Here is a 13,789-nt window from a genome sequence, read left to right on the forward strand (position 1 = left end):
AATTAAAGGATAAAATTAGCAGACCATTGTTCCAGGAGACTTTTGTAAGGCTTAATGAAATGCTCTTCTGCATATTTACCCTGTTCAAAAGCCAGTCGGCTGCGCTCTTCGCGGTCATAAACCACGCGGGTCAGTGAATAATCTTCGTGTTTAAGATTAGGTTGATAGATTTTTCCAGCCACTGAATTTGCATTGTAAATTTCAGGGCGATAAATCTTCTGGAAAGTCTCCATCGTGCTTATTGAGCTGATTAATCCAAGATCAGTATAATCGGCAAGCAGATCTCCGGAATGATAAAAAGCCATCGGTGCCACACTATTAGCAGGCATGAAAAAACGAACTTTTAAGCCCATTTTAGAGAAATATTCATCAGTGATAGAATACTGATCCTGCAGATACTCAAAACCCAGAACCGGATGCTGATACTCAGTGCGAGTATAAGTTTTGTTACTTGATACACTGAGACAAATAATCGGTGACTTCTTAAAATGCTCTTTATAAGTGGAAGAACTCACAAAACACTTATAAAGTTTTCCGTGCAAATCACCAAAATTTTCAGGAATAGAAAAAGTAGATTTATTTTTATTGTGCTCGATCAATAAAATACTGAAATCATAATCCCGAACATAAGAGGAATAATTATTTCCGGCAATTCCTTCGATTTGCTGGCCAGTCTTACGGTCAATAATATTTGTTTTTAAAACTTCAATCATCGGGAGATTGTTAATACCGTTCTTATCATCAATATTCATCGTTACTGTAATGATTTCAAGTTCTACACGATAACGATCCCCTTTTGGATTATTCAGATGAGCCAATGCATTGAATCGATTGTTAATCATATTTAAGGCATTACGTAAGTTTTGCTGGCGACTGGCTCCTCTTGCCAAGTTTGCAAAATTGGTTGTCAAACGCGTTTGACTTGAGGGGTGATAGTTTTCATCTAAGCAAGTGCTCTTTAGTGTGAATGCAAAATCATTCTGGATTATATTCTGGGTATTTTCAATATTTTGATTTTCGTTTATTCCCCTATCTTCGTGTATATTCGCTTTCATCTGATGATAATGTTTAGTTTTTTTACCCTGCAAATTTGAATATAAAAGATTAAATATTTTTATTTAAACATAAATTCAGTTAATTATTCTTTTAATATATATTTTTAAAGATTATTAATCTTTAATTAAATATAATAATGAAAGAAAACAGATAAATATTCTTTAGTAACCCAAGATGATTGACTTGGAGTTTCTCAGAGCGCTTCAAAAACTCGAAAAAAGAAAACAATATCATTTATATTTGCCAAAATTTAAGATAGACATAGCAATGAATTTGATAGAAAATTTAAAATGGCGCTACGCCACAAAAGCTTACAGTAACATTAAAGTAACAGAAGAAAAGGTCGATCAGATCTTAGAGGCTATAAATCTTTCAGCATCTTCTTGCGGTCTGCAATCTTACCGTGTTTTTGTTGTAAGCGATCCCGAAATCCAAAAGAAATTAGGTGTTAATTCGTATAACGGACAAATTAGCTCTTGCTCTCATTTGTTGGTTTTTGCCGCATTTAATGACATGACTTCGACTTACATTGATGATTACATGGCAATGACAGAAAAACAAAGAGGTCTTGATGCTGGTGCCTTATCAGGATTTAAAAATGGACTTCATTCCTATTTCAGTGCTATTAACGCAGAACAAAAAGCCTTTTGGGCGGCCAAACAGGCTTATATTGCCCTAGGAACTGCACTTATTGCTGCGGCAGAATTGAAAGTGGACGCCACTCCTATCGAGGGATTTGATGCTTCTATTATCGATGAAGTTTTGGGTTTGAAAGAGAAAGGATTGCATGCTGCAGTTATCCTTGCTTTAGGATACCGTGATTTGGAAAAAGATTACATGGCAACTATGAAAAAAGTTCGTTTGCCTATAGATGAAATGATAACGAAAGTTTATTAATGTTATAAGACCAATCTCTTCAAATCGTCCATAAATTTTATAGAAATTTGTGCCGTCGAGGTCACAAAAAATTAAAATCCCATTTCTTGCGAAATGGGATTTTTTTTTGAGTCTCTCTTTGCGTTTAGTCCTTATATATCCAAAAAAAATCAAAACTTCACACAAACTTCACACTGAATTTTAGTGGGATGTTAATAGCAAAAATTTTAACAGGGGAAATTAATTTCTGGTAATTGTAGGCATAGTAAACACAATAGAAGTCAGTAGTTTAGTTATTTTTTATTTATCTATTTTGATGTCTGCTGATTAACTAATTTTAATAACAATTTTTCCAAATGCTCCTTTTGCCAAGTGCTGATACGCTTCAATAGCCTCTTCGAATCGGTATACTTTATCTACAACAGGCTTAATATTATACTGGTCAAAAGCTTTATTCATTTCCTCGAACGCAGATCGGTTTCCAACTGCGATACCCTGAATTTTGGTTTGTCTGAAAATCACCTGCATTAAGTTAAGATCGGTGGTCTGCCCCGCTAAGAATCCTATAACTGAGATTTGTCCGGTAACTTTTGTCGCTTTAACAGAATCGTTTAATCCATCTCCCCCCACTACTTCCAATAGCTGATCAACACCTTTTCCATCTGTTAATCTAACTACTTCAGAAGCCCAGTCTGGAGTTTGGACATAATTAATTACTTCCTGAGCACCGAGCTTGCGGGCCCATTCGCCTTTTTCATTACTGCTTGTTGTAACAATAACCCTTGCCCCAAAAGCAGTTGCAAGCTGAATACCGAATATTGAAACGCCTCCGGTACCTTGTATCAAAACCGAATCTCCTTTTTGCAAGTTACCATAGGTAACCAGAGAGTACCAAGCTGTAAGTGCTGCGATTGGCAAAGTAGATGCTTCTTCATCAGTCAAAGTAGATGGTGCTAAGACTGCGGATTCTTCGTGAATAATCATATATTCTGCCAAACCTCCAGGCAGCGGAGAACCAAAACAGAAATCTGGCTCATTAGGAGCGGGCGCCCCTTCGATCCACTTTGAATATAAATGAGAAGTTACCCTATCGCCTACTTTAAATCGTGTTACATCGGCCCCAATCTCTACAATTGTTCCGGCAGCATCAGATACCGGTGTTAAAGGATTGGGTACCATATCCGGTTCATAAATTCCATCAACAATCGCTTTGTCTCTAAAATTTAGCGAAACTGCTCCGACTTTTATTAAAACTTCATTTGCCCCCGGAGTTGGTACTGCAATATCTTCTAATTTCAAATTATCTAAACCAAACCCTTTTAATTGCCAGGCTTTCATTGTGTTTTTTTGTGGTGTCATATCTTAAACATTTTATGATGCAAATATCCAACTATTATGAACACAAGAACAGAATCAGATTTTATAAAAAAAATGAGATCAGATTTTATATCTTTGCCTCATCAATTTTTAAAACGAGAGAAATTATGTCAGTTAAAAGCTTTCGATATGAACAGGTTGCCCAAAAAATAGAAGAGAATATAAATATTCTGCAGCTAAGACCCGGAGATAAAGCTCCGTCTGTACGTCAGGTTAGAAGAGATTTGAAAGTAAGTTTGAATACAGTATTTCAGGCGTACTCCTTACTGGAAGCAAAAGGCTTAATCATTTCCCGTCCCCGGTCGGGATATATAATAAATTCACTGGGTTCTTCTTTAAAAATACCTGAAACAAAATCACGACCGATGCTGCCGGCAAATGTTGAGATTACGGCGATGGCGGTTGCCATGATGAAAAATGCCAAAGAAAATGGTATAGTAAATTTCTCGATCCTTGCACCAGTAAATGAATTTATTCCCATAACAAGTCTTAACAAAGCAGTAAAGGCATCCCTTAGCGAGGCAGGTAATGACAACTTTCAGTATCCTCTTGTTGATGGCCACCCTAACCTTCTCAAGCAAATATCAGTTCTTTCCCTTGAATGGGAAAAACCGCTATCGCCCGATACAATATTAGTTACAAATGGCGGTATGGAAGCTATCAATCTTTGTCTTGATTCCATTACGAGTAAGGGAGATATTATAGCAGTTGAATCGCCTACGTATCACGGAATTCTTCAAAGTTTGGAACGCCGTGGATTAAAAGCGCTTGAAATCAAAGTAGATCCACAAAACGGTTTATGTATCGATGATCTGGAATTTGCTTTAGCCAATAATAAGGTAGCGGCATGTATTTTTATGCCTCGCTGCCATAATCCTACCGGAAGTGGTATGTCTGAAGAAAATAAGATTCGACTTGTTGAATTATTAGGCAGGCAAAATATTCCGATGATAGAAGATGACTGCCTTGGAGAATTGTCCTTTGGAATTACCAAGAGCTATCCTGCAAAAGCATATGATAATTATGATAATGTTTTGTATTGTAACTCTTTCTCAAAAACACTAGCACCAGGCTTCCGGATAGGCTGGGTATCAGCGGGAAAACATCATCTAAATATTGAAAAATTAAAATTTGGTTCTAATATATCGACCAACGGAATTTTGCAGGATGCTATCGGTAAATATTTAGAAAGTGGTTTTTATAATAAGCATATCAGAAAAATGCGTAATGATCTGCAGGGACAAATGATAAAATATATTGGGGCGATTAATCAATATTTCCCCCATGGAACAAAACTTGCTGTCCCCAAAGGAGGATTAAGTATCTGGATTGAACTCCCGGCCGGTCTTAATGCATTCGAATTTCAGAAGGAGGCACTGAATCAAGGAATAGGCATTTGTCCTGGTCATATCTTTTCTTCATTGGAATATTATGAAAACTTTATTAGATTAAATTATTGCCCTCTATGGAACAATAAAATTGAAATTGCCATTAAAAACCTTGGAGATATTGCTGCATCAAATCTTTAGAATTGATATCTTTTCTACCACAAGAATTTAAGATTGGCTTTTTTCTTTTAATAAATTATACCATAATGCTTTCTCGAAAATCATTTGAGAAAGCAATAGATTTTCCACCAATCCCCAGCAGGACATCTAAACTATATTGCTGAACCCAATCAAAGAGATGCTCTACCTTTAGTAAGCAAATCTCTTTAAATCTTTCATAAAATTTATAGAAATTTGTCCTGTCGAGATCACCACACTGCCAAAAGTAATTCCCATAAATGAGCAAGGCTCTTCTATCTAACAATCAATACAATACTGGTTTTAGCATACTGGTTAATTGCAATTTTCACCTCATCAAAATTAGGTGCTGAGAATTTTGGTTTATAATTTTTAGAAAATCCAAATCCTTCTGTCGGATAACCAATCATATTTCTATCACATTTTCCGTTATTATTCAAGTCTTGATAAACAGCAATAGCATAATCGCCATCCGGTAGGTTTTTGAACGTGTAGACCACTTTATTTTCTGAAGCTTTTACTTTTCCGGTGGCAATCTGTGACGCATTATCAAGAAAGCCTTTCTCTTTATCGTACAATCCAAAAAAAACAGATCCTTTGCCGGGTTCTACGCCCGATACTTCAACGCTGAAATTATGTTGTGCAAACAGTGCTGAATTGACTGTTACAAGTACTATTAAGCTTATCATTTTAATTTTCATAAGTAATATTTTTAGGATTTATAATAGAACCTTTTCTAGCTTCTCTTTCTCTAATGGGTTAAAAAAGTGATTCATTTTTTTTACATTCCCTTTTTTAAAGGCCTGATAGGGTTCTGATTGTGAGAGCAGCCATTTTTTTATAATACTTTTAAAAATAAAGGTGATCTTTTTTTGGAGAGGATGAATTTTCTGGCGGACCATCCCGAAATAATCGTTCAAATTTTGCTGTCTAAAACCTAGAATATTATCTAAATCTTCCCCATCTTTTAAAATCCCGCAGTGAAAATTTTTTTCTGCAAACGCCTTTTCTGGAAAATCAGCTTCGCCTAAGCCAAATTCAGCAAACATTTTGTCTAGAAAAGATCCATAAGTAATAACACAATCCTCTCCCCCTCCCAAGTTGAATATTTGCTTCTCTAGTTTTTTTTGGTTTTCAATTGCTTTAGCAAAAGCTCTGCCCGTATCTTTTGGCGTGCAGATTTCCATTGGTGTATCCAGCGGCATATGAAACATCAATTTGGATATCTTATGGTTTCCCATAATTGCAGCCAGACGAAAAATACTCCATGTTAATTTGGATTTCGCAATTAACGACTCACACAACACCTTTGTTTCTCCATATTGATCACCGGGACTGGGCTGCAAAATATCAGTGATACTTATCTGGGGATTCTTCATCCGATCACCGTAAACTGAAATACTGGAACTAAAAATCAAATAACAATCTGGTGAATTCTTCTCTAAAGCGTAAATAAGATTTTCTGTCCCTCTCACATTGACACTGTAAGCCATCTCTGGATCTATATCTGCAAGAGGTGGAATAACTGCTGCCAAATGGATCGCTGCATCTTTATTTTGGGTAACTTTTAGCACTTCTTCCCTATTACTGATGTCGCCATATATAATCTCTACACGAGATCGAAAGGGAGCCAGTTTTTTTATCGAATTTTGGGTTTTTAAATCAAAAACTGTTATTTCATAATCCGTATACTGAACCAGATGCTGTAAAGTTTCAAATCCTACAGTTCCAGATGCACCGGTCAGAAGTATTTTTTTTCGTGATATCTTATTTTCCATTTTTTTTAATTTAACATTAGTCCTTTTCAATCCGATTAAATTTTGATTAAAAAGCTATATTTGTTATACAATATGTTCAATATTGAACTTTATGTTCTTTTTGATTACTACGTAAAACTATTAAAGAAGAAAGTATTTGCTGCTTCAAAAAAGGATACTACTGTACATTAGCGAACAAAGACTAATGTTTTTGTAGCGCATGTAAAATAATTTGTGATGGATTTAAGAAAAGACAGAAGGGTTCAGTATACTAAAAAAATATTGCGTGAGGCATTATTTAGTTTACTGGAAGATAGAGAATTAAGCGAAATTACCATAACCGAACTGTGTAAAACAGCCGATGTTAACCGCAATACATTTTATCGGCATTATAATATTCCGCTGGATATACTGCTTGAAATAGAAGATGATGTTTTTGAAAAACTCTCAACGGTTTTGCGTAAAAGCACCAATATGGATGATGTGATACTGCTCAGCTGCCAGTTACTGGAAAACGATAAGCAGATGAGTAAAATTGTGTTTACCAAAGCGGATGGAAGCGGAATTCTGTCGCGAATCCTGAGAAGTGTTCGAAATAATTTTCCAGTTGAAAATCAAATAGAACTTACTGACGAAGTAAAGCCTTTTGCTGAAATGGCGTACCAATTTGGCGAAAAAGGAAGTATTGCTGTTATCAAAAATTGGATCGAAAATGATTTCTCTATTCCTGCTGATAGTATTGCACAAATGATAAGTTATCTGGTAAATAAACTCAATAAATTATAGCACTTTTTACAACCCATCAATTTCTAATCGAATCGCTCAAAGCAAAGTAAACACGTATCACCGATTTTAAAAACGAACTGGTTAATCTTGCCTTAACGAATAACCTGAAATTACTGTTTTATTCTGGAATGGAAACCTTGCCTAAACTCCAGCGGAGAGACATTTAATTTTTTTTTAAATAGTTTATTAAAAGACTGCGGGTATTCAAAACCTAACCGATAAGCAATTTCGGCAACCGATAAATTTGTCAGCGAAAGATATTCTTTTGCCTTTTCAATCAGTTTATCCTGAATATGCTGCTGTGCACTCTGCCCTGTAAGTGAGCGTATCACTTAAATAATAGGATGACAAATTCAGCTTTTTAGCCAGAAGATCAACTGATGGAATTCCATTTTTCTGTGTTTGTTCTTGTTCAAAACATTCGTTCAATAACTCATCCATCTTAGTAAGCAGATCGTGGTTTACCGCTTTTCTCGTAATGAACTGTCTCTCGTAAAAACGATTGCTGTAATTTAATAACAAATCGATTTGAGAAAGAATAATATCTTGTGTGTGTTTATCGATGAATTGGTATTCCGTATCAATTTTTTCAATAATTTCAACGCTATTTTTTTCTTCTCTTTCTGAAAGATGCAGCGCTTCGTTAACAGCATATGAGAAGAAACCATAATTTTTAATTGTCGCTGCAAGAGGATGTCTATAGAGAAAATCAGGATGCAGTAAGAGCGCATATCCCGTTCCTGATTCCGGTCCCAGTATCTGATCATGGGGAACAGCGAGTGCATAAGTCCATTGCTGCACCTGATGGCAGTAGTAATTTTTTGTTCTACTTTTCTTTCGGTATACAATGAATTCTTTCTGTTACTTTAAATATCTTTTCAGTTTCAGAAGGCAGTGAATAATCGTAACGGTAAAGCTTCTCAACAATGCAGCTACATTTGTTATTTGTCAAAGTAACGCTGATAATTTTTGATTGGTCTGACCAATTTGAATATCTAGTATTTTTAACTGAAAAACCTTTTGATTTTAGTTTTTCTACAATTTCAATTCTTTCATTTTGGTCTTCTTTATAGGAAACCAAACTGTCATAAATATCATAAAAGACTATTGGTTCATATTCACAAATAGGCTTGTCAAAATCAAATTTCTTGTAACTTGTTTTTTTGAAATCATCTTCATTAATAATACCGAACTCGTAATTGAAGTTTTTATCTTTACCTTGAAAAGAACCTGTAATTTTAAAAGTTGCTGCGTCTGCTCCGTATAGAATTTGATTGTTATTAATTATATATTTTTTTGTCTTTCCCCAATCATCGTCAATAGGAACAAAATCATTTAGATCGTCAATCTTTACAGCATCTCCTCCGTGAATTAAAAAATTATCAGCCTTTGACCAAGGATACTTAATCAATTTTATTTTGTCGGGATTAATCCCCTTAATTACGCAATTGTTTATGTTGTCATAAAATCCAAAAAAATAAGCGGAATCTTTGTCACGGAAAATATAGTTTCCAATAAACTTAAAAGTGTTTGTGTCAATATTTTTTATAAGTTCTCCGTCTATAAACAAATGATTTTTGTCCCTGCCAAACTCAAAGTCGCAATCGCAGTCAAATGTTAATTCTTGAAAAGTTTTTGCATCTGCTTGTTCAATTAAACTTTTTCCCTGTCCACTTCCCTCATTCCAATATTCATAATATACTTTGCCATTTTCAACTTTGTATCCACGTTTACAACTTGTCAAAGCTGAAATTGTTAAAACTATAAAAATTACTTTTTTGATCGTCATTTTTGGTATATGTGTCTGTTATAATTGCCAACAACGTCTTGGCGCTTGGCTAGATTGGGGACTAAAGATGCGAGGTTTTCCGGTTAAAAACAATTTTGCAAATCCATTTCTTCATGTAATTTCATATGTGATTTCATATGTGATTTTTCTTCTTGCACTCTAGAAGAATTTGTGTCTTTACAAGAGAGGATTATCAATGAAATTAAAATTAAAAAGAAGTTTCTCATAAATTTATACGTACTGAAAATTGCTTATATATATGTAACAAAACCACACAAAGCCATTCAAATTTGGGCAGATATATGTGATAAACTTCACACATTTTATTTTCAAATATATCTTTTTTTTCACTGCAAATTTTCAAAATGTCTTTTAATTTGAGTTATGACTCTGACCTGCATCTTACAAATCTTATCAATTCATTAGAAAATTCAATGACGATTAAATATTCCTCCCTCTCAAATTAACCAACCTCTCCGAGCCATCTCCCCCCCATCATCGGCCAAAATAAAAACAGAAAATCTGTACCAATTAAAAAACATTCTAGATAAAACAAAACACAAAATGGGATATAAAAACGCATCGATACTGCTAGATTAAACAAACCAGTAACAGGTAAAAAACAATTCTTTGCTACTGGGTTTGAATTCGTATATTCGGCCTTTATTTTGAAAAAAGAGAATGATTGCAAAATTGAATGAAAAAAAATCCTATCCATGGATTGTTGTCGGCCTGCTGTGGTTTGTTGCTTTATTGAATTATTTAGATAGGCAGTTGCTCTCTACTATGAAATCCGCGATGATGGTTGACATTCCTGAATTGGCTAAAGCTGAAAATTTCGGACTTTTAATGGCTGTTTTCCTTTGGATTTATGCCATTATGAGCCCTGTTTCCGGAATTATAGCCGATCGGTTTAATCGCAAAAGAATAATCATAGGCAGTCTTTTTATCTGGTCAGGGGTGACTATGGCAATGGGATATGCCGCAACTTTCAATCAGATTTATATCCTGCGGGGCATTATGGGTTTCAGCGAAGCCTTTTATATTCCAGCTGCCTTATCTTTAATTGCAGATTATCATCAGGAAAAAACACGCTCATTTGCCATTGCGATTCATACCACTGGAATTTATTTAGGACAGGCGCTCGGTGGTTTTGGAGCCACTATTTCTAAGCATTTTTCCTGGCATTTCAGCTTTCACTCCGTAGGTTTACTGGGTGTTTTTTATAGTTTAATACTGCTGTTTTTTATACAAGAAAAGAAAACGTACTTCTTTGATAGCGCCAAAAAGTCCTCTCTCGCCAATGGATTCAAACAGCTGTACAAAGGATTAGGAATGTTACTGGGCAATATCTCCTTTTGGGTTTTGCTCTTTTATTTCTCTGCACCAAGTTTACCAGGCTGGGCGGCCAAAAACTGGTTACCCACCTTATTTACTGAAACTTTACATTTAGATATGTCCCTTGCCGGGCCCATTGCAACGGTAACCATTTCGATGTCTTCCTTTTTTGGCGTATTGATTGGAGGCGCCGTTTCAGACAAATGGGTGATGAAACATCTTAAAGGAAGAATTTACACCAGTTCAATTGGATTGTCTCTTACCATCCCGGCATTGTTTTTATTTGGGTATTGCTGTGACACAGCAGCTATTGTTTTTGGTGCTGTCCTTTTTGGACTTGGATTTGGAATATACGACACCAACAATATGCCTATTCTCTGCCAGTTTGTTGCTCCGCGCTACAGGGCTACGGGATATGGAATTATGAATTTTGCAGGTATTTCGGCCGGAGCTGTTATCACGGAGTTTTTAGGAAAAGCCGCTGACAATGGAGGGATGAGACACGTTTTTGTATTGCTCTTATTCGTAGTTTTGACTGCAATCGTTTTACAACTGGTAAGCCTGCATCCAAAAACTATTGATATGATTGATGACAATTAGGTTGCAGCGTTTCCATCTAAAAAAGACACAAATTTGGATATTAAATGAAATAAAAACACCTAATCTATAATACTGCCGCCCTCCTACTTATACTTTTATTTTCTGGGTATGATTTACCAAAAACCAGCAGGACCGCTCTAAGCGCTTTTACAGGACAGGCTTATTTTTTATCATGTTTTCTATTTTCCATAAAAGTTACTAAATTCGTTACGGAGCATGGAGAGAAAAACTTTTTATTTGAATCTGGATCAACTGTCCCATTTGAGACAATTCCAACAAGTAAACCATTTTCATCTACTAATGGAGCCCCGCTGAGTCCTCCGAATTTCTCCGGCACAAGAATATCTTTTACTAAAATGCGATTTGAAATTGTTTTATAATATTCAAATTCATATACCCTTTGAGGGCCATTTTCCATCGTTCTGGTCCAGCCAGCAACATATAATTTTTCTCCCTGAATTAAAGGAGTGCTTCTTATTTCCAAAGGTGTAATACTGGAAGAATTTTGTTTTATCGAAAATACCAGCCAGTCATTGTCATAAGTTGACTTGGCTTCCAATAACTCAGATTTGTCTTCATTTAATAATTTATCACAAACTACAATTTCAGACGTATTGTTTAATGGGTATAATACCCAATTTTTAATATAGCTTTCCAATGACAGGGTTGTCATACTTTCGGGCTTAATAATTTTAAGTATATGTTTTGCTGTTACAGCAAATGTTTCGTTATTATATTTTATAAGAAAGCCGCAGCTAAATTTTGGCTGGTCATATTTCGGGTTTATAAATTCGATCTTGTTTACCAGAGCTATTTCTTTAAATACTTTATTTGAAGAAATCTTCTGTCCGCAGCAAGCCACTGTCCACAAAATCACAATAGCAGAAAAAAGGTTAAATTTCATAATACTGCCAAAATTAGAGGTTACTATCAGCCAATGCAAAAACTTCCATTTCGTTTTTGCTATTCAAATATAGAAAAACAATTTTTAAAAGACATAAGAGATGCGCACATATACAATACTAATTTCCAGTAGATTATAATCCGTTCTTTACGTATTTACCGTTCTCAAAACTTGAACTTCTGTAAAATCAACTACTGACTAGTTTAGTTCGACACTTTGGATCTATTTTAATTTAGATGTTTTTTCGAATGTTCGAATCCCTTTCCCGCTAAAACGATAAAAGCTTCAGATTTCTCTGAAGCTTTTATTGTTTTACTCGAATTTGTCAACGTCTTACTGCGTTCAAAAGCGAGACCCTCGTGTCAGCAAGGACAAACGGCGGTTGTGCGTTCTTACTCTATCGAGATATCTTTACTTTTAGTTACTTTAGGAATATAAATAAGATAATCATAACCCTTTATAACTCTCGATAAATATATATCATCTGTTTTTAGCTTGTTTTGTAAAATAGATTTCTTTAAAGGTCTTAAGTCAAAACAGTACCATTGTTCATCTTTTACTAAATTTAGAAAAGATTTAAAACTACTATTGTCATTTTCGTCTTCTCCTTTTCCTACAACCATTATATGCAACGATTTCCTAAAATTTGCCTCTTCAATATTAGAAATTAAGCTGCCTATATCATATAAATCGGTTTTTGTTAATATGGTTTCCCCTTTTGGCATATGGTTCGCACCAAATTTGAAAAGATTTTTTTTGTTATTCCAATCAGGCATTTGGGTCAGCAGGATGTTTTTCATCAATTGAATTCTTAACGGATGACTTCTTTTAGTATAAATCTCTCTGCTTAACTTAAATGCTTCAATTTGTTTTCGCTCTTTGTCAGAAAGTTTTAACTGCAGCAGCAGATCTAATTTTTGAAGACAATCCTCAGAGAGCATATAGTATTTTTCCAAACCTTCTTTAGATGCAGCTAGTTTCGAATTATGAATCATTTGGTCATATATCGCAATCGCTTTTTTATTTTTCGAAGTTTCTTTTAAATTCGAAATTATCATTTGATCTGCAGAAACGCTCATTTGCTCTACACCATATATTTTGGTGCCGCGTTTAACTAAATTCTTAAACAACGCAAATTCGGGTTCATACTCCAAAAAAGAGAAGTTTGTATAATATTCTTTAACAAAAGAATTAAGTTGTTCAGTAGACAGCGATTTAATTTTTGTTTCGATTAAATCTACAGAATAAGGATCAACCTCAAGAAAATAGTTGTCAAACTTAACCTCATTGATAATAGCATTTGTAAAATAAGGAATTTCGTTTGTAAAATGAATTTCTCCCAACAAAACAGAATTAGATTGCTTTATTTCGTTTAGCAAAACATCCCATCCTTTTCCCTGAAAGGAAATGTTTTTATCAACTTGGAAAGGAAAACCATTCTTTTGAACTAAACTGTCAAGAACTGTGTTTTGAGCATTGTTAAAATTTGTAATGAATAATGTAAGAAGTAATAAGGTTATTTTTTTCATTTTGTATTTATAGAAGTTATATAGTAATAAGGCACAATCTATTTAATATGTATGATAAAAACCAACAGAAAGCGACCCAGATTTGGGTAGATATGTGTGATAAGTATTACACTTTATTTATTTTTCAAATATATACTTTTTCAATTATAAATCACCATAAGGATTTTTTTAAGATACACTTTATAAAATATTCTAATATTCTAAAATAATTTGATAAAATAATTGAATGCTTCCCGCTGATAAATACTACG

At 34.5% G+C, this 13,789-nt stretch carries 13 protein-coding genes; 4 read left to right on the plus strand and 9 right to left on the minus strand.

Annotation, left to right across the window (positions count from 1 at the left end; all coding sequences use genetic code 11):
- Positions 1–2: 2 nt before the first annotated feature.
- Complete coding sequence (locus tag BSF42_RS01285) at positions 3–1,055, minus strand: DUF1852 domain-containing protein (protein WP_095951312.1); 1,053 nt, start codon at positions 1,053–1,055, stop codon at positions 3–5.
- A gap of 268 nt (positions 1,056–1,323) precedes the next feature.
- Between BSF42_RS01285 and BSF42_RS01290 the strand changes: the two genes are divergently transcribed.
- Positions 1,324–1,953: a nitroreductase family protein gene (locus BSF42_RS01290; RefSeq protein ID WP_095951313.1), complete on the plus strand. Its 630-nt coding sequence runs from the start codon at positions 1,324–1,326 to the stop codon at positions 1,951–1,953.
- Between the two features lie 306 nt (positions 1,954–2,259).
- Here the strand turns inward: BSF42_RS01290 and BSF42_RS01295 are convergent, their stop codons facing one another.
- A complete protein-coding gene (locus tag BSF42_RS01295; RefSeq protein WP_216360268.1) occupies positions 2,260–3,291 on the minus strand; it encodes an NAD(P)-dependent alcohol dehydrogenase in 1,032 nt (343 codons plus the stop codon).
- 125 nt (positions 3,292–3,416) lie between these two features.
- On the opposite strand from BSF42_RS01295, the gene BSF42_RS01300 reads away from it, so the two are divergent.
- Positions 3,417–4,838 carry a PLP-dependent aminotransferase family protein gene (locus BSF42_RS01300; protein WP_172426635.1) on the plus strand — a complete coding sequence of 474 codons (1,422 nt, stop codon included), beginning with the start codon at positions 3,417–3,419 and terminating at the stop codon, positions 4,836–4,838.
- A gap of 272 nt (positions 4,839–5,110) precedes the next feature.
- On the opposite strand, the gene BSF42_RS01310 is transcribed toward BSF42_RS01300, so the two are convergent.
- Positions 5,111–5,536, minus strand: a complete 426-nt coding sequence (locus tag BSF42_RS01310) for a DUF2141 domain-containing protein (protein ID WP_216360269.1) — start codon at positions 5,534–5,536, stop codon at positions 5,111–5,113.
- 18 nt (positions 5,537–5,554) lie between these two features.
- On the minus strand, positions 5,555–6,613 hold the full coding sequence (locus BSF42_RS01315) for an NAD(P)-dependent oxidoreductase (RefSeq protein ID WP_095951636.1): 1,059 nt from the start codon (positions 6,611–6,613) through the stop codon (positions 5,555–5,557).
- A gap of 216 nt (positions 6,614–6,829) precedes the next feature.
- Between BSF42_RS01315 and BSF42_RS01320 the strand changes: the two genes are divergently transcribed.
- Positions 6,830–7,378: a TetR/AcrR family transcriptional regulator gene (locus BSF42_RS01320; protein ID WP_095951316.1), complete on the plus strand. Its 549-nt coding sequence runs from the start codon at positions 6,830–6,832 to the stop codon at positions 7,376–7,378.
- Positions 7,379–7,488: 110 nt separating this feature from the next.
- On the opposite strand, the gene BSF42_RS22825 is transcribed toward BSF42_RS01320, so the two are convergent.
- Genes BSF42_RS22825 through BSF42_RS01330 form a run of 3 tightly spaced genes read right to left on the minus strand, consistent with a single transcriptional unit; the run spans position 7,489 to position 9,167 of the window.
- A complete protein-coding gene (locus tag BSF42_RS22825) occupies positions 7,489–7,710 on the minus strand; it encodes a helix-turn-helix domain-containing protein (RefSeq protein WP_371614874.1) in 222 nt (73 codons plus the stop codon).
- Positions 7,661–8,179 carry a hypothetical protein gene (locus tag BSF42_RS22830; protein WP_371614876.1) on the minus strand — a complete coding sequence of 173 codons (519 nt, stop codon included), beginning with the start codon at positions 8,177–8,179 and terminating at the stop codon, positions 7,661–7,663. Before BSF42_RS22830 ends, BSF42_RS22825 begins: the two co-directional genes overlap by 50 nt.
- Before the next feature lie 25 nt (positions 8,180–8,204).
- The gene (locus BSF42_RS01330; protein ID WP_095951317.1) at positions 8,205–9,167 is read right to left on the minus strand and encodes a DKNYY domain-containing protein; all 963 of its coding nucleotides are present in this window, start codon (positions 9,165–9,167) and stop codon (positions 8,205–8,207) included.
- Between the two features lie 681 nt (positions 9,168–9,848).
- Here BSF42_RS01330 and BSF42_RS01335 point away from each other — a divergent pair.
- Positions 9,849–11,105, plus strand: coding sequence for an MFS transporter (locus BSF42_RS01335; protein ID WP_095951318.1), 1,257 nt, complete (start codon positions 9,849–9,851; stop codon positions 11,103–11,105).
- A gap of 160 nt (positions 11,106–11,265) precedes the next feature.
- Here BSF42_RS01335 and BSF42_RS01340 read toward each other — a convergent pair whose 3' ends face one another.
- Positions 11,266–12,009 (minus strand): trypsin-like serine protease, encoded by a 744-nt coding sequence (locus tag BSF42_RS01340; protein ID WP_095951319.1) that lies wholly within the window; start codon positions 12,007–12,009, stop codon positions 11,266–11,268.
- Positions 12,010–12,401: 392 nt separating this feature from the next.
- On the minus strand, positions 12,402–13,538 hold the full coding sequence (locus BSF42_RS01345; protein ID WP_095951320.1) for a hypothetical protein: 1,137 nt from the start codon (positions 13,536–13,538) through the stop codon (positions 12,402–12,404).
- Between the last annotated feature and the right edge of the window lie 251 nt (positions 13,539–13,789).

This window comes from Flavobacterium sp. ACN6 (assembly GCF_002304005.1).
Lineage (GTDB): Bacteria > Bacteroidota > Bacteroidia > Flavobacteriales > Flavobacteriaceae > Flavobacterium.

Excerpts from the sequence above, each read along its gene's own strand:
- BSF42_RS01290 (WP_095951313.1), top strand. The coding sequence starts at position 1,324 with ATGAATTTGATAGAAAATTTAAAATGGCGCTACGCCACAAAAGCTTAC.
- BSF42_RS01335 (WP_095951318.1), top strand. The coding sequence starts at position 9,849 with ATGATTGCAAAATTGAATGAAAAAAAATCCTATCCATGGATTGTTGTC.
- BSF42_RS01340 (WP_095951319.1), bottom strand. The coding sequence starts at position 12,009 with ATGAAATTTAACCTTTTTTCTGCTATTGTGATTTTGTGGACAGTGGCT.
- BSF42_RS01320 (WP_095951316.1), top strand. The coding sequence starts at position 6,830 with ATGGATTTAAGAAAAGACAGAAGGGTTCAGTATACTAAAAAAATATTG.
- BSF42_RS01315 (WP_095951636.1), bottom strand. The coding sequence starts at position 6,613 with ATGGAAAATAAGATATCACGAAAAAAAATACTTCTGACCGGTGCATCT.
- BSF42_RS01300 (WP_172426635.1), top strand. The coding sequence starts at position 3,417 with ATGTCAGTTAAAAGCTTTCGATATGAACAGGTTGCCCAAAAAATAGAA.
- BSF42_RS01310 (WP_216360269.1), bottom strand. The coding sequence starts at position 5,536 with ATGAAAATTAAAATGATAAGCTTAATAGTACTTGTAACAGTCAATTCA.
- BSF42_RS01330 (WP_095951317.1), bottom strand. The coding sequence starts at position 9,167 with ATGACGATCAAAAAAGTAATTTTTATAGTTTTAACAATTTCAGCTTTG.
- BSF42_RS01285 (WP_095951312.1), bottom strand. The coding sequence starts at position 1,055 with ATGAAAGCGAATATACACGAAGATAGGGGAATAAACGAAAATCAAAAT.
- BSF42_RS01295 (WP_216360268.1), bottom strand. The coding sequence starts at position 3,291 with ATGACACCACAAAAAAACACAATGAAAGCCTGGCAATTAAAAGGGTTT.
- BSF42_RS01345 (WP_095951320.1), bottom strand. The coding sequence starts at position 13,538 with ATGAAAAAAATAACCTTATTACTTCTTACATTATTCATTACAAATTTT.